At 68.9% G+C, this 20,153-nt stretch carries 22 protein-coding genes and 1 pseudogene; 13 read left to right on the top strand and 10 right to left on the bottom strand.

Going from position 1 to position 20,153, the window contains the following annotated elements:
• Nucleotides 1-189: pseudogene (locus tag ACIBG5_RS34290) on the top strand (sugar ABC transporter substrate-binding protein); the annotation flags it as partial.
• A 35-nt stretch (nucleotides 190-224) separates the two neighbouring features.
• Here the strand turns inward: ACIBG5_RS34290 and ACIBG5_RS34285 are convergent.
• Nucleotides 225-1,196, bottom strand: a complete 972-nt coding sequence (locus tag ACIBG5_RS34285) for an RNA-guided endonuclease InsQ/TnpB family protein (RefSeq protein ID WP_396395670.1) — start codon at nucleotides 1,194-1,196, stop codon at nucleotides 225-227.
• 104 nt (nucleotides 1,197-1,300) lie between these two features.
• Between ACIBG5_RS34285 and ACIBG5_RS34280 the strand changes: the two genes are divergently transcribed.
• From ACIBG5_RS34280 to ACIBG5_RS34265, 4 genes are read left to right on the top strand one after another with little or no spacing between them, the layout of a single operon-like run.
• Nucleotides 1,301-2,194: a carbohydrate ABC transporter permease gene (locus ACIBG5_RS34280; RefSeq protein WP_396395669.1), complete on the top strand. Its 894-nt coding sequence runs from the start codon at nucleotides 1,301-1,303 to the stop codon at nucleotides 2,192-2,194.
• Entirely contained in the window at nucleotides 2,194-3,009 is an 816-nt protein-coding gene (locus tag ACIBG5_RS34275; RefSeq protein WP_396395668.1) for a carbohydrate ABC transporter permease, read from the top strand. The genes ACIBG5_RS34280 and ACIBG5_RS34275 overlap by 1 nt, the downstream gene beginning before the upstream one ends.
• Before the next feature lie 17 nt (nucleotides 3,010-3,026).
• On the top strand, nucleotides 3,027-4,085 hold the full coding sequence (locus ACIBG5_RS34270) for a glycosidase (protein WP_360445543.1): 1,059 nt from the start codon (nucleotides 3,027-3,029) through the stop codon (nucleotides 4,083-4,085).
• Complete coding sequence (locus ACIBG5_RS34265; protein ID WP_396395667.1) at nucleotides 4,082-6,013, top strand: hypothetical protein; 1,932 nt, start codon at nucleotides 4,082-4,084, stop codon at nucleotides 6,011-6,013. Before ACIBG5_RS34270 ends, ACIBG5_RS34265 begins: the two co-directional genes overlap by 4 nt.
• Here the strand turns inward: ACIBG5_RS34265 and ACIBG5_RS34260 are convergent.
• The 6 genes from ACIBG5_RS34260 to ACIBG5_RS34235 form a co-directional block, all read right to left on the bottom strand.
• On the bottom strand, nucleotides 5,994-7,028 hold the full coding sequence (locus ACIBG5_RS34260) for an aminoglycoside phosphotransferase (RefSeq protein ID WP_396395666.1): 1,035 nt from the start codon (nucleotides 7,026-7,028) through the stop codon (nucleotides 5,994-5,996). The genes ACIBG5_RS34265 and ACIBG5_RS34260 overlap by 20 nt on opposite strands.
• A gap of 28 nt (nucleotides 7,029-7,056) precedes the next feature.
• Entirely contained in the window at nucleotides 7,057-7,767 is a 711-nt protein-coding gene (locus ACIBG5_RS34255; protein WP_396395665.1) for a helix-turn-helix domain-containing protein, read from the bottom strand.
• Between the two features lie 32 nt (nucleotides 7,768-7,799).
• Nucleotides 7,800-8,006 (bottom strand): hypothetical protein, encoded by a 207-nt coding sequence (locus ACIBG5_RS34250; RefSeq protein ID WP_396395664.1) that lies wholly within the window; start codon nucleotides 8,004-8,006, stop codon nucleotides 7,800-7,802.
• A gap of 50 nt (nucleotides 8,007-8,056) precedes the next feature.
• On the bottom strand, nucleotides 8,057-8,950 hold the full coding sequence (locus ACIBG5_RS34245; RefSeq protein WP_396395663.1) for a VanW family protein: 894 nt from the start codon (nucleotides 8,948-8,950) through the stop codon (nucleotides 8,057-8,059).
• Nucleotides 8,951-9,178: 228 nt separating this feature from the next.
• Nucleotides 9,179-9,631: an Rv3235 family protein gene (locus tag ACIBG5_RS34240; RefSeq protein WP_396395662.1), complete on the bottom strand. Its 453-nt coding sequence runs from the start codon at nucleotides 9,629-9,631 to the stop codon at nucleotides 9,179-9,181.
• Between the two features lies 1 nt (nucleotide 9,632).
• Nucleotides 9,633-10,313, bottom strand: coding sequence for a LysM peptidoglycan-binding domain-containing protein (locus ACIBG5_RS34235; protein ID WP_396395661.1), 681 nt, complete (start codon nucleotides 10,311-10,313; stop codon nucleotides 9,633-9,635).
• Between the two features lie 101 nt (nucleotides 10,314-10,414).
• Here ACIBG5_RS34235 and ACIBG5_RS34230 point away from each other — a divergent pair, with 101 nt between their 5' ends.
• On the top strand, nucleotides 10,415-10,960 hold the full coding sequence (locus tag ACIBG5_RS34230; protein ID WP_396395660.1) for a hypothetical protein: 546 nt from the start codon (nucleotides 10,415-10,417) through the stop codon (nucleotides 10,958-10,960).
• Between the two features lie 10 nt (nucleotides 10,961-10,970).
• Here the strand turns inward: ACIBG5_RS34230 and ACIBG5_RS34225 are convergent, their stop codons facing one another.
• Nucleotides 10,971-11,216 carry a helix-turn-helix domain-containing protein gene (locus ACIBG5_RS34225; RefSeq protein WP_131352629.1) on the bottom strand — a complete coding sequence of 82 codons (246 nt, stop codon included), beginning with the start codon at nucleotides 11,214-11,216 and terminating at the stop codon, nucleotides 10,971-10,973.
• A 169-nt stretch (nucleotides 11,217-11,385) separates the two neighbouring features.
• Between ACIBG5_RS34225 and ACIBG5_RS34220 the strand changes: the two genes are divergently transcribed.
• From ACIBG5_RS34220 to ACIBG5_RS34200, 5 genes are all read left to right on the top strand, one after another.
• A complete protein-coding gene (locus ACIBG5_RS34220; RefSeq protein WP_396395659.1) occupies nucleotides 11,386-12,045 on the top strand; it encodes an SAF domain-containing protein in 660 nt (219 codons plus the stop codon).
• Complete coding sequence (locus tag ACIBG5_RS34215) at nucleotides 12,045-13,343, top strand: CpaE family protein (protein ID WP_396395658.1); 1,299 nt, start codon at nucleotides 12,045-12,047, stop codon at nucleotides 13,341-13,343. The genes ACIBG5_RS34220 and ACIBG5_RS34215 overlap by 1 nt, the downstream gene beginning before the upstream one ends.
• Before the next feature lie 86 nt (nucleotides 13,344-13,429).
• Nucleotides 13,430-14,218 (top strand): DUF4097 family beta strand repeat-containing protein, encoded by a 789-nt coding sequence (locus tag ACIBG5_RS34210; protein WP_396395657.1) that lies wholly within the window; start codon nucleotides 13,430-13,432, stop codon nucleotides 14,216-14,218.
• Nucleotides 14,219-14,296: 78 nt separating this feature from the next.
• Nucleotides 14,297-14,968 carry an HAD family hydrolase gene (locus ACIBG5_RS34205; RefSeq protein ID WP_396395656.1) on the top strand — a complete coding sequence of 224 codons (672 nt, stop codon included), beginning with the start codon at nucleotides 14,297-14,299 and terminating at the stop codon, nucleotides 14,966-14,968.
• On the top strand, nucleotides 14,965-16,200 hold the full coding sequence (locus tag ACIBG5_RS34200) for a glycosyltransferase 87 family protein (protein WP_396395655.1): 1,236 nt from the start codon (nucleotides 14,965-14,967) through the stop codon (nucleotides 16,198-16,200). Before ACIBG5_RS34205 ends, ACIBG5_RS34200 begins: the two co-directional genes overlap by 4 nt.
• Here the strand turns inward: ACIBG5_RS34200 and ACIBG5_RS34195 are convergent.
• Nucleotides 16,161-17,489 carry a hypothetical protein gene (locus ACIBG5_RS34195; protein WP_360445515.1) on the bottom strand — a complete coding sequence of 443 codons (1,329 nt, stop codon included), beginning with the start codon at nucleotides 17,487-17,489 and terminating at the stop codon, nucleotides 16,161-16,163. The two genes, ACIBG5_RS34200 and ACIBG5_RS34195, sit on opposite strands and share 40 nt — an antisense overlap.
• On the bottom strand, nucleotides 17,486-17,974 hold the full coding sequence (locus tag ACIBG5_RS34190; RefSeq protein WP_396395654.1) for a cupredoxin domain-containing protein: 489 nt from the start codon (nucleotides 17,972-17,974) through the stop codon (nucleotides 17,486-17,488). The genes ACIBG5_RS34195 and ACIBG5_RS34190 overlap by 4 nt, the downstream gene beginning before the upstream one ends.
• A gap of 184 nt (nucleotides 17,975-18,158) precedes the next feature.
• Between ACIBG5_RS34190 and ACIBG5_RS34185 the strand changes: the two genes are divergently transcribed.
• Both ACIBG5_RS34185 and ACIBG5_RS34180 read left to right on the top strand, forming a co-directional pair.
• The gene (locus ACIBG5_RS34185; protein WP_396395653.1) at nucleotides 18,159-19,625 is read left to right on the top strand and encodes a wax ester/triacylglycerol synthase family O-acyltransferase; all 1,467 of its coding nucleotides are present in this window, start codon (nucleotides 18,159-18,161) and stop codon (nucleotides 19,623-19,625) included.
• On the top strand, nucleotides 19,622-20,152 hold the full coding sequence (locus tag ACIBG5_RS34180) for a DUF6912 family protein (RefSeq protein WP_396395652.1): 531 nt from the start codon (nucleotides 19,622-19,624) through the stop codon (nucleotides 20,150-20,152). The genes ACIBG5_RS34185 and ACIBG5_RS34180 overlap by 4 nt, the downstream gene beginning before the upstream one ends.
• Nucleotide 20,153 lies beyond the last annotated feature (1 nt).

Below are 20,153 nucleotides of genomic sequence, written 5' to 3'. Positions count from 1 at the left end.
CCTGACTACAAGGTGTTCGCCGACCAGGCAGCCCGCACGGTCGAGGTGCCGAACGTGGCGAACTCGATCACCATCTGGCAGACCTTCCGCGACGCCTACTCCAAGTCGGTCATCTTCGGCCAGCAGGACCCGAACGAGGCCCTCGACGGCGCAGCCCAGAAGGTCGACGAACTCGCCAAACAGTCTTGACGTCCTCCTCGCCCAATTGGCGAGGATTCCAACTACTACGGAAAGGTAGTCAGTTGAGGTTCACGCTTCGGCGAGACCGGGACCGGCATCTCTCGGCGTGCGCTGACGGCCCGTCCGGCCGCGATGTTGACTGCCGCGTTGACGTCAGCGTTTGCCCGATGTCCGCAGGCAACGCACCGGAACACCGCTTGGCTCTTACGGTTGTCCGGTGCGCAATGCCTGCAGACGCTGCAGGTTTGCGACGTGAACGCGGGATTGATCTTCTCGACCCAATCCGTGCGGCGCTCGCGAGCACGGGCGTGCAGTTTGGCGATCGCCGCCTTGACCAGTGCACGGCGGTTGGAGCCGCGACGGCAGCGGGCGAGACGGCGCTGGAGCCGCTTGAACCGTTCCAGTTCCGCTTCGGACAGCCCGGGACATGTCAGGAGCTCACCCGTCGACAGCGCCGCCGACACGGTGACGCCGTGGTCCACGCCGACGACCTCTCCGGTACCCGGTGCAGGGATCGGAGGCGGAATGACAGCGAAGGCGATGTGCCAGCGACCCGCCCGGTCTCGAGTGATGCGGTACGACTTCGCCTCCGGCACGGCGCGGGACATCCGGAACCGCACCCAGCCGACCTTCGGCACATTGACCGCCGCCCACTTCCGGCTGAGCTTGATCACGCGCGATGCCTGGCCGCCCACAACACGGAATCCCTCGTGCAGAGCAGCCTTCCGCCAAGTCGGTCGCTGGTGAGTCCCTGCGTAGAAGTTCCTGACGGCATGGTCGAAATCTCGCAGCGCCTGCTGCTGCACGGTCTGCGACCCGGCCCTCAGCCAACCGAACATCGCTCGCGCCTCGGTCAGTTGCCGTGCCTGCTCGGCGTACCGCGGCGTCGATCCCTTGTCACGCGTCCACATCGACCACTGCTCGAGCGCCAGGTTCCACACGTACCGGGCGTGCCCACACTGGCCGAGCAATGCAGCCTGGTGGGTGCGAGTGGGGTAGAGCCGGAACCGCGACACGCAACATATCAAATCAGGTCGTACCGACAGTTCCCGATCGCTGAAGGGAGGGAGTCGCGGTTGTTCTCCGCCTGCATGGGCGGGATATCCCCGCGACCAGTCTGATGAGACGAGGTTCGGTCACCCGGATCCTGGGTGAGCACCCGGTCGGGACGGTGTTCGTCGCGCCGTACGTCGTGTTCCTGGCCGCGGTGTTCGCCTACCCGCTCGGGTTCGCGGTGTACATGTCGTTCCACGACTACTTCTTCACGGCGCCGGGCGCGATCGTGGACCGGCCGTTCGTCGGGTTCGCCAACTACGTCACGGTGCTGACGGACCCCGCCGTCCAGCGGTCGTTCGTGAACGTGCTGATCTTCCTCGTGATCAACGTGCCGCTGACCGTCGTGTTGTCGCTGGGGCTGTCGACCGCGCTGAACTCGGCGATCCGGTGGCGGACGTTCTTCCGGGTCAGCTACTACGTGCCGTACGTGACCGCGAGCGTCGCCGTGGTCGGGGTGTGGCTGTTCCTGTTCAACTCGAACGGGTTGGTCAACTCCATCCTCGGCCCGCTCGCGCCGGACCCGTCCTGGCTGGTGAACTCGAAGCTGGCGATGCCGACGATCGCGGTCTACGTGACCTGGAAACAGCTCGGGTTCTTCATCCTGCTCTACCTCGCCGCCTTGCAGAACGTCTCGAAGGACCTCTACGAGGCGGCCTCGATGGACGGCGCGGGTCGCTGGAAGTCGTTCATGAACGTCACCGTGCCCGGCGTGCGGCCGGCGACCACACTCGTCGTCCTCGTCGCCACGGTGACCGGGGCGAACCTGTTCACCGAGCCGTATCTGCTGACCGGCGGTGGTGGGCCCGACGGCGCGTCCGCGTCGCCGGTGCTGATCATGTATCAACGCGGGATCGAACAGGGTAATCCGGATGTCGGCTCCGCGATCGGCGTACTGCTGGTGATCGGCGTCCTCATCATCGCTCTGCTCGAACGGCGCTTCGTGGGGAGGGAGGAGTGATGAAGGTACGGTTCGTCGCCTTGCTGCTGGGAGCCTTCGTGTTCCTGTTCCCCTTCTACTACATGCTGATCGGCAGCCTGCAGGCCGAGCCGGATCCGTCCGTCTCCGGGTCGATCCCGACCGGGAACGTGACCCTGCACAACTACAGCGAGATCAACAAGGCGATCAACCTCGGGAAGTCGTTGGTCAACTCCGGCATCTTCACCGGCGGGGTGATCCTGGGGACGCTGGTCTTCGGTGTGCTGGCGGGCTACGCCCTGGCCCGGTTGCAGTTCCGCGGCCGCGGGCTGGTGTTCAACCTGATGCTGCTGATCCAGGTCGTGCCGTTCCAGTTGCTGACGATCCCGCTGTACGTGCTGATCGTGCGCAGCTACGGGCTGGCGGACTCCTACGGCGGCATGATCCTGCCGTTCCTGATCAACTCGACCGCGGTGTTCGTGTTCCGGCAGTACTTCCTGCAGTTGCCGGCCGAGCTCTTCGACGCGGCCCGGATCGACGGTGCGTCCGAGCTCAGCATCCTGTGGCGGATCGCCGTACCGCTGGTGAAGCCCGCCCTGCTGACCGGCGTCCTGCTGACGTTCATCGGCCCGTGGAACGAGTTCCTCTGGCCGTTCCTGATCACCAAGCAGCAGGACCTGCAACCGCTGGCGGTCTCACTGTCGAACTACCTGACCACTGTGTCGGCGCGGGCGGCGAACCCGTTCGGCGCCGTACTCGCGGGGGCGTGTGTGCTGGCAGCGCCCGCGGTGGCCCTGTTCCTGATCTTCCAGCGCCGTTTCATCTCGACGAACATCTCGTCCGGGGTCAAAGGCTAATCCTGAAAGGTTTTGTGGTGACTGTTCCTTACACGCTCACTCGGGTCGGCGTCCTGATGACGGCCGATCCGGGCAACGAGCTGGAGGCCGAGGGCGTCCTGAATCCCGCCACCGGCCACACACCGGACGGGCAGCTGTACCTGCTGCCGCGACTGGTTGCTACGGGCAACGTATCCCGCGTCGGCCTGGCCAGGGTCGAGGTCAAGGACGGAGTACCTGTCGGTGTCGAGCGCGAAGGTGTCGTCCTCGCGCCGGACGAGGGCTGGGAGCGCGGGCTGAACAACGCCGGCGTCGAGGACCCGCGGGTGACCTTCGTCCCGTCGCTCGGCCTGCACGTGATGACGTACGTCGCCTACGGCCCGCTCGGCCCGAAGCCGGCTCTGGCGGTGTCGTCGGATCTCCGTGAGTGGCGGCGTCTCGGTCCGCTGCACTTCGAGTACCAGCCCGATCTCGACACCGATCTGAACCTGTTCCCGAACAAGGACACGGTGTTCTTCCCCGAACCCGTGGCCGGCCCGGACGGCGAACCGTCGTACGCGATGTTGCATCGGCCGATGTGGGACCTGGGCTGGTTCCGTGAGGGCGAGGGCGTGCACCTGCCCGCCGGGGTGACCGACGACCGGCCGGGGATCTGGGTGTCCTTCGTGCCGGTGTCGGCGGTCCAGGAGGACGTCCGAAACCTCGTCCACCTGCGTCAGCACCGGCTGCTGGCGATGTCGGAGTACCCGTTCGAGGAGCTGAAGATCGGGGCCGGGCCGGCGCCGCTGCGGGTGCCCGAGGGCTGGCTGGTGATCCACCACGGCGTCACCGGTGAGCAGCCGGAGGGCTTCGACCCGACGACGCAGAAGGTCTGCTACGCGGCCGGTGCGCTGCTGCTCGACCCGAACGACGTGACCAAGGTGATCGCCCGGACCGAGGAACCGATCCTCGTGCCGGAGACCGAGGAGGAGAAGGTCGGAACGGTCGGGAACGTGGTGTTCCCGACCGCCATCGAGGAGGTGGACGGAGTGCGGTACGTCTTCTACGGGATGGCCGACGCGGCCATCGGGGTCGCCCGGCTGGATCGCCTGCCATGACCCCGACCCGCCGAACCGTCCTCGGCGGAGCGCTCGCTCTGACCGCCGCTTCCACCGTCACGCTGCCGGCTGTTGCTTCCAGCAACAAGCTGAGCAACCTCGCCCATCTCGACTTCCTCCGTACGTCGGTGACACCGCCTGGTGCTGCCGGCCACAGCACCTTCGGCTCCGGCCCGATCGGAGTGCTGTGGACCTATGCGGACCGTCAGTCCGACGGCTCGTACAAGCGCATCGGCGGCGGCACGTACGACGCCGCCACCAACACCTACGGGCAGGGCGCGTACAACGCGGACGACATCGCCCGGGCCACAGTCGTCTACCTACGGCACTACCAGCAGTTCGGTGACGCCGCCTCCCGGAACGCTGCCCGCGACCTCCTCCGAGGTCTCACCTTTCTCCAGTCCGCGAACGGGAACGTCGTTCTGTGGATGCAGCCGGACGGAACGCTGAACCCCAGCGCCGACCCGGTCGAGCTCCCCGACCCCTCCGACTCCGGCCCGTCGTACTGGCTGGCCCGGACCGTGTGGGCGCTGGGGGAGGGGTACGCCGTCTTCCGGCGACTGGACCGTGGCTTCGCCGACTTCCTGAAGGACCGGCTCGAGTTGGCGGTCGCCGCGCTGGAGCGGCAGGTGCTGGTGCGCTACGGCCAGTGGAACATCGTCGACGGCCGTCGTCTCCCCGCTTGGCTGATCGTGAACGGCGCCGACGCGACGTCCGAGGCGGTTCTCGGGTTGTCGGCGTACGTCCGAGCCGGCGGGTCGGCGCGGGCACGTCGTGCGCTGACGCAGTTCGCCGAAGGTGTTGCTGCGATGAGCGCCGGGTCGACGAGCCAGTGGCCGTTCCGCGCACTGATGCCGTGGGGCGAGTCGATCTCGGACTGGCACGCGTGGGGTGCCCAGATGCCGTCCGCGCTCGCCGCTGCCTCCTCAGCGCTCGGGTCCCGCCGTCTACTCGACCCGGCCATCGGCGACACTGCCGGCTTCACACCGCTGCTCGTCACGGCCGGCGGTCCCGACAACGGTTGGCTCCCCGCGCCGATCGACCGTACGCAGATCGCGTACGGCGTCGACGCCCGGCTGCAAGGCCTGCTGGCGGTCGGCCTCCCCGGCCTCAGGCAGATCGCCTCCTTCGTCGCGGCCTGGTACTTCGGCGCCAACCGCGCCGGCACCCCGATGTACGACGCGACCACCGGCCGCACGTACGACGGTCTGGCCGGCGACGGCGTGGTCAACCGCAACTCGGGAGCCGAGTCCACCATCCACGGCCAGCTCTCGATGCTCGCCCTGGACGCATCACCGGCCGTCGCGCAGCTCGCACAGCAGTTGGGCAGCGCAACCCCGGCGTACGACGGACTGACGGTTGTCGAAGGAGAGGCCGCCACCGGTGGTGAGGTGGTCACCCCGCCATCCGCGTGGACCGGCGAATCCCAATGGAGCAACGGCTCCTACCTCTCATTGGCCGCCGGTACGTCGGCGCAGTGGACCCTGCTGTCGTCGCCTCAACCGCGCCTGGTGCTCCCGATCGTGAACCTCGTCGACACCCCGGACGCGGGCCGCACCACGTGGACCAGTGGCTCCCGGCGGCTCGGCACTATCGACCACGGGGCGGGTGGCCCACAAGGCATCTCCGCAGCCCCGGGCGCTCTGCTGCCGATGACGTTGGCCACGCCGCTCCCGCCGAATGCGACCCAGCTCGCCGCCTCGGCTACCGGACCGGCCCAGGTGGACGCACTCCTCCTCATCCCCAGCATCAGCACTCTCCGGCTGGGGACCGCCACGTTGCTGACCAGCGTCGACTCGCACCCCCGTAAGGTCAGCGCGACAGGCCGAATCGCCTACTCGTACACGTCGACGGGCAAGCTGCATTCGCAGGGCACGCCGTCTCACGTCTCGGTGCAGCCCGGCGGCTTCACCGTCGTCCTCGGGTAAGAGCCTCGGCACACCAGGCGGCGACGAAGGCGAGGGCCTGACCGCGCTGGTGGTAGAGGTGCCGGCTGTCGGTCTGCTGGTGGTAGGCGTTGTGGGATGCGGCGGAGGCGCGGCCCAGCAGGCCGGGGAGGAACCAGGCGTACTTGACGCCTGAGGCCATCACGGCGAGGCGGACCTGGTCGGGGTCCCCTCGCCAGCCGGCCTCGTGCAAGCCGTCGAGGTAGTTGCCGATGCAGGTCTCGGCCAGTTCGCGCATCCGCTCGGCCGGCCAGAACAGGTCGAAGACCGCGTCCGGGATGTGGTTGCCGATGTCCTCGCCGAGGGCTCCGTCGCCGGTGAACGCCCAGTCCAGCAAGGCGATCTCGCCGGTCGGCCGCTGAATCACGTTGCACACCCACAGGTCGAGGTGACAGCGCGCCCGCGGCAGGCTCGCGACCAGGTCGAGCAGGTCGTCGCGGTGGGCGAGCAGGTGCAGCCACGCCGACCGCAGTCCTGGCGGCCAGGTCTCCGCGATCAACGGCTGCTGCCAGGCCGCGTCATCGTCGGCCAGATGCCACGGCACGTCGCGACTCGTCGAGTAGTCGCGCAGAAAGCCGGTCGAGGTCCACGGTCGCCGGGCGGCGGGTCGCGCCTGCCACCGCCCGCAGGCCCGTGCCAGCGCGGCGTGCTCGGCCAGGCTGAACTCGGTCCCCGGCGTGCCGCCGATGTCCTCGAGCATCAGTACGGCGTGGTCGTCGTGCTCGGCGATCTGCGCGGCCGGTAGCACCAGGCCGGCAGCGGCGACCTGCTTGCGGAGTTCGTCGTCGGCGTACACCTCGAGTTCGCGGCGCCAGTAGTTCCAGTGCCGCGGATCGGTGGATGCGGCCCAGGGGCCGGTCGACTGGACCGGTTTCCGCAGTTGCTTGCGGATCACGGTGCTGCCGTCGGGATAGGTGAGGCGCTCGACCGTCGCCGTCACCGCGTTCAAGGGGTTGTGCCGCAATGTCGTCGTTCTGACATCGGCGTCAGCGGTCATGAACAGCAATGCTGACACGCCATCCGGCTCAGCGCAGCAGGAGAGTTCCCGGTGGGAGGCCGGTCAGTGCCTTCACGTCGCGGCTGAGGTGAGCCTGGTCGGCGTACCCATGCAGGGCGGCGACGTCGGCGAGGGCGGCACCGGTGCGGGCGTGGTCGAGGGCGACGTTCATGCGCAGGACCCGGTCGAGCATCTTCGGCCCGTAGCCGAACGCGTTCAGGCAGCGCCTGTGCAGCTGGCGCTCGCTCAGCCCGACGCTGCTCGCGAGGCTGATGACGCCGGCTCCACCGCGCAGCATTCCGGCGCGGATGCTCCGCAGTACGTGCGTGATCAGTCGGTCCGGCGGCTCCTCGGTCAGACTCGCGACCGCCTGGTCCAGCGCAAGTGCGGGCACGGGCGCCGACCGCACCTGGTCCAGCATGCGCCGGCTTCGCGCAGGCGACCACAGCTCGCGGAGCGGGACCCGCTCGTTCAGCAGTTCCCTTGCGGGTACGCCGAAGAAGTCCGGCGCGGCTCCGGGTGAGAACCGGATCCCCGCATACCTCGTCCCGGCGTCCGCGATACCGGTGTAAGCGCGGCTGTCCGGCCCGGACACGACCAAGTCGTCATTCATGAACAACAGGTCCATGCAGCCGTCGGGCAGAATCCGGTACTCGCCACCCGTCGCCGTCCGGGTCCACAAGGCAGCCCCGGGCAGCAGCGCAGGACGCTCCCGGTAGGGCTCACCAAGCTGACTCACCCCACCAGTCTGCAACGCCCCACCGACAGTCTTCAGTCGGGCGTGTTCCAGTTGGTGTCCGCAACTACCCGTAGCCGGTGGGCGAGCGGAACGGACGTGTCCTCGGGCTTGACGCTGCTGAGCGTGACCTGCCACCCGCCGACGTACGCCGAATGGAACTGCCCGTCGCGGTGCTGTTCGGCCCATCGTGCGATTGCGTCCAGCAGCCCCGTTCTGCGTGGGCGCGTCGTACCGGACATGCGGATCCTTCCCGTGGGGGAGCGGATCCCGAACCTAGCCCGCGCGAGTGTCACCCCAGTGGTACGACGTCCAGGACCTGCCCGCCCGTCGGGACATATTTGACCAGGGCAACGTTCTCGCGAAGACGCTCCTCGTGGAGGGTCGTGCCGGTGCGGCGATCGATCACCGTGCGCCAGATCTCGTTGCGGCGGAAGTAGTCCGCGCCGACCCGCAGGAAGCGCTCGCCGCGGGCGAACACCCGGTACGACGAATCGGTCGCTGCGTCAGCGAGGATGTCGCCCTCGAGGTAGCGCTCGCCGACGCCGACGCGCAGCTGGAACGTCCGGTCGGTGTCGTTGCGGAACTGCAGATCCACGTAGTTGTAGACGATGCTGCAACCCACGCCCCACGGCAGCACCCGGCCGTTGTCCGGGAACGGGTCGAAGCTGTGCGTCGACCGCTGTGTGACCGTCAGCGGCGAGTGCAGCACCATCCAGTGCAGCAGGTTCGCGAGCTGGCAGATCCCGCCGCCGATGCCGGGCCGCGCCTGCCCGTTCGACAACCGCATACCTTTCACATATCCCTTGCGGCGCGTCGCGTTCCCCACCAGCTTGTTGAACGAGAACGTTTCTCCGGGCCGGATCAGCAGCCCGTCCACCTGAGCACATGCGAGCCTCAGGTTGGTCACCTTGTTGTGCTGCATCCACATCTCGGTCTCGCCGAGCTCCCGCAGCAGCAGCGACTTGTGCCGCTTCACCCGCACCGGCAAGTCGTCCACCTGCCGCGTCTGCGCGTACGGCGTACTGGACCGCAGCCACTCGATCCGCCGCAGCATCCGGTGGTAGCGCACCGCCACCGGGTACAGCACCGGGATCCGCTCGGCCCATCGTTGCCGCCGCATCGCGGGCAGCACCCGCGCCTGCTCGGCGTCGCTGAGCTCCGCCAACCCGATCCGCCACGGCACACCCGGAGCCACCCCAGTGGACTCCGGGTCTGCCGAGTGGGCCTGAGAATTCAGCGTCCTGCTGAGAGTCGTGTCAGACATTCGTTCCCCCGAACGACGAAGACCGATCGTTCGACCGATCCGGTTAACGTACGCCGCGCCTGCGGCAACCACGTGACGGCAACACCACGATCCGATTGCGCTCGGTGAGACGTTCGTACTTCCACGAGAGTTCGCCTGACCGCTCAGTCAGCCGAGCTCGAGCGCCGTACAGACCCATCGGTTGCGGCGGACCTCCATCCGTAGCGCGATGGCGCGCGACCGGTCGCCGCGCCGCACGTGTGCCGCGACCTCCGCCACCCGATGGGCCGGCGTACACACCCGGATCGAGCGGATCACGCTGCGCTCGTGTGCTCCGCGCCCAGTGGCCGTCGTCGTCAACCCCAGCAGCCGCACTCGTCGGTTCAACTCCGCGAACACCTCCTCGTCCGCGAACCGCACCAGCTGCGAGATCGGCCGATCGCCGGCGATCACCTCCGACACCGCCTGCACCAACCGGGACGCCCACGCCACCGCATCCGGCATCCCGGGCCGGACCGTGGGCCGCTGGTGCTCAGGGTTCGGTACCGACCGCAGCAGTCGCACGTTCGACCGCGGTTCGGCGATGGAGTCCGGCCGGCTGACCGTTGACAGGTTGTTCATGTCAGTTCTCCTGGGAGGTGGGCGGCGTGTGAAGGACCTGGCCGGGGTGGATGAGGTCGGGGTCGGAGCCGATCAGCCGGCGGTTCGCGCCGTACCAATCCGGCCAGCGCTCTGCGATCTCCGCGTCCGTCGCGTGCGGTCCGAGCTCGTCCGCGGTGATGCGCCACAGCGACTCCCCAGGCCGGACGACTCGCACCGGCCGACCTGAGCGGACCGTCGTGTAGCGCGTGGGTGCTCCAGCGGTAGGGCGATCCGGTACGCCGACGCGCGCCGGCGACTCGGCCTCGGGCTGGACGGTGGAGCGCGGCTCCACCTGAGCCCAGGGGCGCGCCGTGCCCTCGACGGGGTCGGCGTGGGCTGTGGTGAGCGTGAGCGGAGTGACCGCGGCCACGCCCAGGGCGGACCGCAGGAGAGTGCGGGCAGTCGTCGAGGTGATCCGGCCGGCGATCGCGGACGCGGCGGCCCCGGCGACGCCAGGGAGCTGCTCGAGGATCGTCGCGAGCATCGCGAGGACGAGCCAGCCGTACGCGACCCAAGCGACCGTGCCGACCGCGAGGACCGCCATCGAGTCGAGATCGTGGCTGCTCGCCGTGCCGATCGAGCCTGCGGTCGCCCAGCGCAGACCCAGGCCGACGCCGGCCAGCGTCGTCAGCGTGAACGCGCCCTTCACTCCCCGTGTCATCGCTTCCCTCGTGATCTATGAGTTTGCTTGAGTTTGCTTTGGTTAGATCACTATAGATCCCGGATCAGGGCAGTTGGCAAGTGCTGCGGTAGGTTCGGGGCATGCGATGGGACGCGTTGTTCCAGGACCTGGAGTCGCAGTTCGAGGCGCTGCAGGAGGGAGACCTGTACGGCGAGGTCGCGGACCGGATCCGGACCGAGGTCGGCAAGATCACCGTGCTCGACCGCCTCCGCGGCGCCGTGGACACCGTCGTACGAGTCGAGTTGGCCGACGCCGAGCCCGTGCAAGGGCTGCTCACGCGAGTGGGGAAGGACTGCCTGCTGATCGAGGCGGAGCGGGCCGAGGAGTGGCTGATCCCGGTCGGCGCGCTGGTCGCGGTGCATCGGCTCGGTCCGTGGGCGGAGCCGGCGGTCGGGGCGGTGGCGGGGAAGCTGGGCCTGGCCCACCTGCTGCGCGGGATCGCGCGGGACCGGTCACCGGTCACGTTGTTCTGCGGGGGAGTCCCGGTCACCGGGACGATCGATCGGGTCGGCGCGGACTTCGTGGAGATCGCCGAGCATCCGCTCGACGCGCCGCGACGGCGCAGCGAGGTCTACAACGTCAGGCTGGTCCCGACCGCGGCCCTGTGCGCGCTGCGTCGCCGCTGACGCCGCTGACTCAGTGCAGGTCCTCGGCCTGCTCGGCTTCCTCGCCGAACGGGTGGGCGTCGATGAACTCGCGGGTCTCGGTGTACAGCCGCTCGATGTACTTCTCCAGCTCGGTCGCCTCGACCCGCCACTGGCCGCGACCGCCGATCTTGACCGCCGGGATGTCGCCGCGACGCACCAGCGCGTAGACCTGGTTCGCGGAGATGTTGAGCACCTCGGCGACGTCGGCGAGCTGGAGGAAACGCGGACCCGGCATCCGTCCTACTCCTTCACATCGTGGCTGGTTCCGTCAGTTTGCCATGGTTGGCGCCCGGATGACCGGGTTTGTCCCCAGCCTGTGACTGCCTGTGGATGACCGTGCACGGTGCGCCGCTGGACACGGCAGAATGTCCGCGCAGACGGATCGAGTGACTGGGGAGCCCGACGTGGTCGACACAGCAGTGCGGAGTGGGTTCGGAGCGCCGTCCGCGCCCGCCCAGCGCAACCGACGGGCCCGGTGGAAGGACGGCCGACTGCTCCTGGGCGTCCTACTCGTCGCCGTCACCGGTCTGGCCGGCGCGAAGCTGCTCTCGTCCGCCGACGACACCACCACGATCTGGGCCGCCAAGCATGACCTCCCAGCCGGCACCAAGCTGACCGGCGACGACCTCACCACAGTGCGGGTGCGCTTCACCAGCAGCGACGACGCGAACAAGTACGTCGCCGCCGATGCTGACCTCAAGGGTCTGGTCGTCGCGCGGCCCGTCGACGCAGGCGAGTTCGTTCCACGCGAAGCCGCCGTACCAGAGGCTGAGAGCAACCGCACCGAGCTGCCATTGTCGGTGGCGACCGGGCGGCTGCCGTCGGATGCGGCTGGCGGTGACCAGGTCGACATCTGGGTCGTCCCGAAGACTCAGGACCAGGCGGCCAAGCTGATGTGGAGCGACGTGCGCGTGCTGCAGGTCGATGCGGTGAAGGGCGTCGCTGGTGGCTCGGCCCGCCGGCAGGTCCTGGTCGGCCTCGATCAGGACGATCTGCGACGACTCCCGGCGGCTCTGACCGCGATGAGCTCGGGTGAGCCGGTGCTGGTCAGGCGGGGCAGCTGATGTCGATCCCAGTGCTGCTCGCGGTGACCGGAGCACCGTGGGAGGCAGACGTCGTACGCCGCGCAGAGCGCGCACCAGGCATCCGGGTCGTACGGCGCTGCGTGGACATCGCGGATGTGATGGCGGCAGCCGCGAGCGGGCAGGCGCGAGCGGTGCTGCTCGCGGACGACCTGCCACGGCTCACGTCCGATGCGGTGGCGGCGCTGCATGCTCGTCGGATCGCCGTCGTCGCGCTTGTTGATCCGTCTGAGAACGGCGAACCGTTCGGCACCGAGGACCGGCTCAGCCGGATGGGCATCGAGCGGATCCTGCCTGCCGACGTCAGCCCGGAGGACCTCGGCCGCGCGGTCACCGAAGCAGTGGACGCTGGACCGCCCATCACGGCTTCGCACTTCTCGGGCGGCTTCGTGCCGGTGACGCCGGAGACGGCCGGCAACCCACCACCCGAGTACAGCAACGGCAGCGGCCGGATGATCGCGGTCTGGGGCCCGACGGGTGCTCCCGGGCGAACGACGGTCGCAGTCGGACTGGCCAGCGAGCTCGCAGCCAAGGGCGTACCAACGCTCCTGGCCGACGCCGATGTGTACGGCGGGACCGTCGCACAGCAGCTCGGAATGCTCGACGAGACGTCCGGACTGGCGGCTGCAGCACGGTCGGCGGCCAGCGGCGCCCTCGACATGCCGATGCTGGCGAAGCACGCGCGGCAGGTGGAGCCACGGTTGCTGGTGCTGACCGGGCTCAGCCGGGCGGACCGGTGGACGGAGCTACGGCCGGCGGCGGTCGAGTCGATCTGGTCGACCGCGCGGATGCTCGCGCCGTGCACCGTGGTCGACGTCGGGTTCTGCATCGAGAGCGACGAGGAGATCTCGTTCGACTCGCTGGCGCCGCGGCGCAACGGCGCGACGCTCGCAACGCTGGAGGAGGCCGACGAGGTGATCGTCGTCGGTGCGGCCGACCCGGTCGGGCTGACCCGGCTGATCCGCGCGATCCACGAGCTGCGGGCGGTGGTGCCGTCGGCGGACATCAGGGTCGTGGTCAACCGCCTCCGCTCCGGCTCGCTCGGCAGTTCGCCTGCCGACGCCGTCACCGAGGCCCTCGATCGGTACGCCGGGGTCCCGGTCACCGCCCTGCTCCCGAACGACCAGAACGCCGTCGATGCGGCGATGGCCGCGGGCCGCACCTTGGCCGACGCGGCCCGGTCCAGCAAGGTCCGCAAGGCACTCCAGCAGCTCGCTGCCGTGGTCGCCGAGGGGTTCCCGAGCCGGGCTCATCAAGACCCGAGACTCAGGGTCGGGTAGGTGGCGATCCGGGGGAAAACCCCACCGACACCGGTGCGGGGATGTGTCAGGGTGAGCAGGTAGGTGTCACTCCCTGAGGGGGAAGCATGTCCCAGGTCCAAGGCCGGCCGACGAGCACGATGAGTCCCGAGCGGCGGTACGGGATCGCCATCTCCGTCGCGCTGATCCTGGGCGGGGTCTACTGGGCCCTGACCGGGCTCACCGAGGACACCAAGACGAGCCAGGCCGGCTACCCCGTGCAGGGTGACTCACTGCTGGTCGAGGCCAAGTCGACGAACGTCGAGGTTCGCGTCGGTGACGTCTCCGACGTGCGGGTCGAGCGGCAGTTCGAGCGGAATCTGTTCGGCTCCGACCCGAAGGAGCAGTACGACGACGGCAAGCTGGAGCTGAAGGACACCGGCTGCGGGTTCCTGTCGTTCGGCTGCGAGACGCACTACATCCTCACTGTGCCGAAGGACCTCAAGGTGACGCTGGAGAGCTCGAGCGGCGACCTCAAAGTCTCCGGACTACTGGACGGGGCGAACCTGAAGACCAGCTCCGGCGACATCGAGGTGCAGGACATCGGCGGCCCGCTCTCGCTCGAGTCCAGCTCCGGCGACCTGGAGGCGAGCGGCCTGACCGCGACGTCGGTGACGACGAAGAGCAGCTCGGGCAGCGCCGAGCTCGAGTTCGCCAAGGCACCGCAGTCGGTGGACTCGGAGGCGAGCTCGGGTGACGTGACGATCCGGGTCCCCAACGACACCGTGGCGTACAAGGTGGACACCGAGACCTCGTCAGGCGACGAGTCCGCCACCGTCACGGCCGACCCGGCTGCCACCCACACCATCGACGCCAAGACCTCCTCCGGCGACGTCACGGTCGAGTACACGCACTGAACTGACGACGCGTGTACGGCGAGTGACCGGCAGGACCGGCAGCGTGAGGCCGCTCATGTGCTGAGTAGGCTTGCGCGCATGTCGGACGGGAAGGTCGAGCTGCGCGGGCTACTGGTGGATTGGGGTGGGGTGCTGACCTCCGGGCTGGAGGAGGCGCTGCGCCGGTGGGCCGAGCTCGACGGATTCGACTTCGATTCCTACCTCCAGGCGGTGCTGGCCTGGCTGCCGGCCGAGAACCCGGCCGACGCCACGGCGGAGGCTGAGCTGAATCCCGTTCACGCGCTCGAACGCGGACAGATCGCCGTACCGGACTTCGAGCGCAAGCTGGCCTCGATCCTGCTCCGCCGCGACGGTACGCCGGTGCCCGCGGAGGGGCTGATCGAGCGGATGTTCGCGCACTTCGAGCATCAGCCGGCGATGTCCGCGCTGGTCCGCCGGGCCCGGTCGCTCGGGATCCGCACAGCGTTGCTGTCGAACTCCTGGGGCAACACCTACCCGCGGGACACCTGGGACGGGATGTTCGACGACATCGTCATCTCCGGTGAGGTGGGGATGCGCAAACCCGACCAGGAGATCTTCCTGCTGGCCGCCCGCCGACTCGACCTGAAGCCGGAGGAGTGCGTGTTCGTGGACGACCTGGAGCTGAACGTCGAGGCCGCCCGCGCGCTCGGCATGGCCGGCATCCTGCACACCTCGTACGACGAGACCCGCCGCGCCCTGGAATCCCTGTTCGGAGCCGACCTGACGTGACCGTGACGACCACCACCTCCTCACCCCGCCCGCTCGCTGCGCGCCGAATCCTGATCGTGATCGCGGTCTGCGCGGTCCTGGTCGCGCTCGGCGCGTGGATCGCCGGTCTGTTCGACGGCATGATCGACCTCCGGGTGTACCGGATGGGCGGTTCGGTGCTCCTGCACGGCGACGCGCTGTACGACGCGCAGCTGGCCGGATCCGGGCTGCCGTTCACCTACCCGCCGTTCGCCGCGATCGCGATGGTCCCGCTCGCCGCCGTGCCATGGGGTGTCGCGCTGGTCGTCTGGACCACCATCTCGGTGCTGTGCATCACCTTGCTGTGGCGGACCAGCCTGACCAAGACGTTCTGGTCGTTCGTGACCCAGCGCAAACGGACCGCGGTGCTGGCCGCGCTCACGGTGCTGTCGCTGATGCTCGAGCCGGTCTGGCAGACGTTGCAGTTCGGCCAGATCAACCTGTTGCTGACGGCAATGATCCTGCTGGACCTGGTCCGGCCGGCCGACGCCCGGCTGCGCGGCTTCTGGCTCGGTGTGGCGATCGGCGTGAAGCTGACGCCGCTGCCGTTCCTCGCGCTGCTGATCGTCACCAAGCAGTGGCGGGCGCTCCGCAACGCGGTGTTCGGCCTGCTGGCCACAATGGCGGTCGGGTTCGCGATCGTGCCGCACCAGTCCTGGCGGTACTGGACCGACGTCATCCTCGATGCGAACCGGGTCGGCGGACTGGCCTACACCGGTAACCAGTCGTTCAACGGCTTCCTGCACCGGCTCGGCAACGACGCGAGCTGGGTGCAGCCGACGTGGTTCGTGCTCTCGGCCGTGTTCGGTCTGCTGGTGCTCTGGCTGTCCCGGCGCTACTGGCTGGCCGACGAGCGGGTCACCGCGATCTCCGTGATGGCGCTCGCCGTGCTGTACGCGTCACCGGTCTCGTGGAGTCACCACTGGGTGTGGATCATCCCGCTCGGCGTGAGCCTCATCCGAGCCGTGAACCGGGTCTGGGGTCTCAACCCCGCGGTAGTCGCCGGCGTGCTCTGGTACGGCCTGTTCGTGCTGCGTTCGATCTGGTGGGTCCCCTACCGTGACGACCGCGAACTCAACTGGACCTTCTGGCAGTCGATCCCGGGCAACTCGCACCTGATCCTCGGCCTGCTCGCCTTCGTCCTGCTCGCCGTCACCAGCCGCTCCCTCACGCGTCAGGACGAGAACAAGAGCAGCAAGCCACCCGCGGTGTAGCCGACCATCACGACCAGCAACGGGATCTGACCGGCCAGGGCCTTCTGCCGGGGGAACAGAGCGACGGCGCGGTCGTGGGCCGAGATGACACCTGCCAGGTGGCCGCCCACCACCGCAAGCACCTGGAGCACGGCAATCGCCGTGCTGTGGTTGGTGATGCCGGTGTTCACGGCCAGCAGTCCCGTGCCGAAGATGTTGGCGCCGTTGCTGAGCGGATCACTCAGGTAGATGAGCGTCCGCTGCCCCTCGAGGATGAACAGCGTCAGGTAGTGCGCGACGACGTACCCGAGGGCGATCGGTATGACGGAGTGCGCGAACAGACGCGGCAGTGACGTCCGGGAGCTGTCCGACAGGCGTCCGGCCAGCAGAGTGGCGCCGGAGTACGTCACCAGCACGAACAGGATGAACACGATCAGCGCACAGGTGCCGAGCACGGTCATCGACACATCCTGGTTCTGTGCCCAGCCGATCCACGCCGTCGAGTTCGAGAACCCGTCGTACGCCGTGGAGCCGAGCAGAGCGGAGACCATGCCGACGAGGCCAGGTAGCGGCTTGAGGCCGTCCAGGTTCTCCAGCGGCCGGCGGACCACCAGCGCTCCGTCGGTACGACGGCCCCACGGCGACAGCCGGGACATCAGGGTCGCGTAGACCTCGAACGGGTCGGCGGTCGAGAACCACCGGTCGCCGAACAGGATCGCGCCGAACATCGTGATCACGACGTACAGCGCCATCCACGCCTGCAGGACCGGGATGGTGGCCCGGTCCGGTGCGACCAGCTCGAGCCAGGTGAACGCGAAGATGCCCAGTGCGGCCGGCCAGAGCCCGAGCCTCGGCGAGAGCTCCAGCAGGCCCTTCGAGGGCGGCTGCCGCAACGCCTTGCAGAGCAGGAGGTGCAGGGTTCGCAGCGGGTTCAGCGTCCGCCAGACCGGGCCGAACACGAGCGAGATCGGCACCAGCCCGACCCAGACCAGGATGTAGATGAACCCGAAGATGGGGTTGGTCAGCCGGTCCACGCCGAACACCAGCGACGTCATCGCGTAAAGGAAGGTCGCCAGCCCGACCACTCGGACCACCCAGCGGAACCAGCTGGCGTCGACGGTCCGGGTGATTGCGGCGGGCAACGGCTTGCCGGAGGCGTTGCCGCGGTACTTCGGGCTCCGCCAGGCCAGTGCGAGGACGACGAACGAGACGGCGACCGCCACCGCGGCCCCGCCGACCGCGAGGCCGAACGGGATCGGCAGGTCCTGCCTGCCACCGATCCCGTGCAGCGGGAGAAGAAGCGTGATCACGAGACGACGAGTTTGGCGACCAGCTTGCCGCTCTTGTGCGTCTCGATCTCGAAGGTGCCCTTCATGTTCGCGGTGAACTTGACCGAGGCGGGCTTGCCGGGCGTCAGCTCCAGTTCCTTGTCGTAGCCGTGGATGTGCAGCTCCTCGTCGGCGTCGCTGACCGCGGTCACCAGCACGGTCTGGCCGGCCTTCGCCTTGATGCTCGCGCCGCTCGGGTTCACCTTGCCGTTGGCAACGGTGACGTTGATGGTCACGTCGGCCTGCTCGCCGGACGGGTCCGCGGTGTTCGACGGGGTGGAGGAGTTCGGCTTGCCCGGCGTCGCGGTCATGGTCGGCAGGTCGCTCGGCGTACTGGCCGGGGTGCTCGGCGGGGTGCTCGGACTCGCGCCGCTGTCGGAGTCACCGCCGCCGCAGCCGGCCAGGACCAGCATGCCGAGGGTGGGGAGAAGGGCGGCGGCGGTACCGCGAGTGAGCGTCGAACGCATGGGTCGAGGGGCCTTTCAAGGGGTCTCTTCGGGTTCTCAGGACGCGGGACACGCCCTCTTGCCTGACGAACACAGATAGCTCAGTGTTCCCAGAGAGCTCTCTACGGCCAGTGTCGCAGCCCACTGTCGGAACCGGCCGCTAGGGTGACGAGACAAGCTTCGACTGCGAGAGGAAGGTGATCGGATGCCGGATCGGCTGACGTCACTGGACCTCACCTTCCTCAAGGCCGAGTCGCCGGCCACCCCGATGCACGTCGGGACGGTCGACATCTTCGAGCCGCCGGTGCACTCCGGTGACGGGTTCGACTACGAGAGCCTGGTCGCGCTGATCCGGGACCGGATCGCGTTCGTGCCGCGGTACCGGCAGCGGGTGCAGCAGGTGCCCGGCCGGTTCGCCGGCCCGGTCTGGGTGGACGACGAAGAGTTCGACATCACCTTCCATGTACGGCGCTCCGCTCTGCCCCGGCCGGGGACCCACGCGCAGCTGCTCGAGCTGGTCGCCCGGATCATGTCCCGGCGGCTGGACCGGGCCCGCCCACTCTGGGAGATGTACCTGGTCGAGGGCCTGCAGGGCGACCGCTTCGCGATCATCGCCAAGTCCCACCAGGCCCTTGTCGACGGCAACAGTACGGTCGACATCGGGCAGGTCGTGCTGGACGCGACCGCACATCCGCGGGAGACACCGACCGACACCTGGCAGCCGGACCATCCGCCGTCGGCGCTGGAGCTGCTGGCCGGCGTGTTCGCCGACGCCACCCGCCACCCGACCGCCGTGCTGGAGCTGGCCCGGGCCGAGATGGCCAGCCTGACCGGCTCCACGTCGGTCCGCGAGGTGCTCGGCGACGTGGTCGGCTCGCTGGCAGCGCAACGGCACGCGCAGGAGAGCTCACTGCACGTGAAGACGTCCGGTCAGCGCCGGTTCACCACCGTGCAGACCGACCTCGAGGACTACCGGACCGTCCGGGCGATGCACGGCGGCACGGTCAACGACGTGGTCCTCGCGGTCGTCGCGGGTGCGTTCCGGGCCTGGATGATGACGCGGGGTGAGGGCGTCGGACCGACCCGCAGCGTACGGGCGGTGGTCCCGGTGAGCATCCGCGACGACGAGGACGACGAGCCGACCTCGCTCGGTTCCCGGGTGATCGCCTCGACGGTGAACCTCCCGGTCGGCGAGAACTCCCCGGTCATGCGGCTGCACCAGATCTCGTACCAGACCAAGGTGCACAAGGACACCGGCCGCGCGGTCAGCGCCCGGTCCCTGGTCGGCATCGCCGGGTTCGCGCCGACCACCCTGCACGCGCTCGCCGCCCGGGTCGCCACCACCACGGTCCGGCCGATCGACGACGTGGTGATCACCAACGTGCCCGGACCGCAGTTCCCGCTGTACGCCCAGGGTGCGCCGATGCTCGCGTCGTACCCGGTGGTGCCGTTGATGCCCGGTCAAGGGCTGTCCGTCGGCGTCACGTCGTACGACGGGAAGGTCTCCTTCGGGCTGAACGCGGATCGCACCGCGATGCCCGACCTCGCTGTTTTCGGCCAATGTGTGACGGATGCGCTGGACGAGCTGCTCGACACGACCAAGGGCAGCCACAACCGGGCCTCCCGGGGCCGGAAGAAACCCCGCGGCACGACCAAGAAGGCGGGTACATGAGGGTCTACATCCCATCCACACTGCGGTTGCTGGGCGTCGCGTGCACTGCCGGCGAGATCGGCCCGGCGCCGCTGACCGCGTACGCCGTCACCCCGGCGCTGCGGGAGTGGTACGCCGAGGGCGACAACGAGGAGCTCGAGTACGCCGCGATGACGCAGGCTGCTCGTGCCTCGGTCGGACTGCTCGCGGCCGACCCAGGCCCGGCCCGGCGCCGCGTCGTGGTGGCAGCCGAGGTGAGCGCCGTACCGCCGGCCGATGGTTCGGTCGAGCTGGGGGACGCCCGGTTGGAGCTGCACGTCGTGATCCCGTGGACGACGGTCGCGGCCGTGCACCTGGACGCCGCGGGTGCGGACGCGGTGGTCGGGAAGGCCGCCGACCTGTGGGACGCCGCCCAGAACGGTGACGACGAGGCACTTTTCGCCCTCGATTCGTGCGAGGGTGAAGATCTGCTGTGGTATGCGACACAGGAGGTCCCCGATCTGCTCGCCGCGGAGAGATCCCGCGGCGGCGTGACGGGCCTGAGCTGAC

Source organism: Kribbella sp. NPDC050241, from assembly GCF_044459685.1.
Lineage (GTDB): Bacteria > Actinomycetota > Actinomycetes > Propionibacteriales > Kribbellaceae > Kribbella.
The sequence above is the reverse complement of the archived record's forward strand: the minus strand, read 5'-3'. Positions and strand labels throughout refer to the sequence as shown.

What these genes read in the sequence shown, in the direction of transcription:
- ACIBG5_RS34250 (WP_396395664.1), bottom strand. Translation starts at nt 8,006, where the DNA reads ATGTCCGGTACGACGCGCCCACGCAGAACGGGGCTGCTGGACGCAATC.
- ACIBG5_RS34265 (WP_396395667.1), top strand. Translation starts at nt 4,082, where the DNA reads ATGACCCCGACCCGCCGAACCGTCCTCGGCGGAGCGCTCGCTCTGACC.
- ACIBG5_RS34240 (WP_396395662.1), bottom strand. Translation starts at nt 9,631, where the DNA reads ATGAACAACCTGTCAACGGTCAGCCGGCCGGACTCCATCGCCGAACCG.
- ACIBG5_RS34180 (WP_396395652.1), top strand. Translation starts at nt 19,622, where the DNA reads ATGAGGGTCTACATCCCATCCACACTGCGGTTGCTGGGCGTCGCGTGC.
- ACIBG5_RS34260 (WP_396395666.1), bottom strand. Translation starts at nt 7,028, where the DNA reads ATGACCGCTGACGCCGATGTCAGAACGACGACATTGCGGCACAACCCC.
- ACIBG5_RS34230 (WP_396395660.1), top strand. Translation starts at nt 10,415, where the DNA reads ATGCGATGGGACGCGTTGTTCCAGGACCTGGAGTCGCAGTTCGAGGCG.
- ACIBG5_RS34185 (WP_396395653.1), top strand. Translation starts at nt 18,159, where the DNA reads ATGCCGGATCGGCTGACGTCACTGGACCTCACCTTCCTCAAGGCCGAG.
- ACIBG5_RS34210 (WP_396395657.1), top strand. Translation starts at nt 13,430, where the DNA reads ATGTCCCAGGTCCAAGGCCGGCCGACGAGCACGATGAGTCCCGAGCGG.
- ACIBG5_RS34235 (WP_396395661.1), bottom strand. Translation starts at nt 10,313, where the DNA reads ATGACACGGGGAGTGAAGGGCGCGTTCACGCTGACGACGCTGGCCGGC.
- ACIBG5_RS34280 (WP_396395669.1), top strand. Translation starts at nt 1,301, where the DNA reads ATGAGACGAGGTTCGGTCACCCGGATCCTGGGTGAGCACCCGGTCGGG.
- ACIBG5_RS34190 (WP_396395654.1), bottom strand. Translation starts at nt 17,974, where the DNA reads ATGCGTTCGACGCTCACTCGCGGTACCGCCGCCGCCCTTCTCCCCACC.
- ACIBG5_RS34215 (WP_396395658.1), top strand. Translation starts at nt 12,045, where the DNA reads ATGTCGATCCCAGTGCTGCTCGCGGTGACCGGAGCACCGTGGGAGGCA.
- ACIBG5_RS34275 (WP_396395668.1), top strand. Translation starts at nt 2,194, where the DNA reads ATGAAGGTACGGTTCGTCGCCTTGCTGCTGGGAGCCTTCGTGTTCCTG.
- ACIBG5_RS34225 (WP_131352629.1), bottom strand. Translation starts at nt 11,216, where the DNA reads ATGCCGGGTCCGCGTTTCCTCCAGCTCGCCGACGTCGCCGAGGTGCTC.
- ACIBG5_RS34205 (WP_396395656.1), top strand. Translation starts at nt 14,297, where the DNA reads ATGTCGGACGGGAAGGTCGAGCTGCGCGGGCTACTGGTGGATTGGGGT.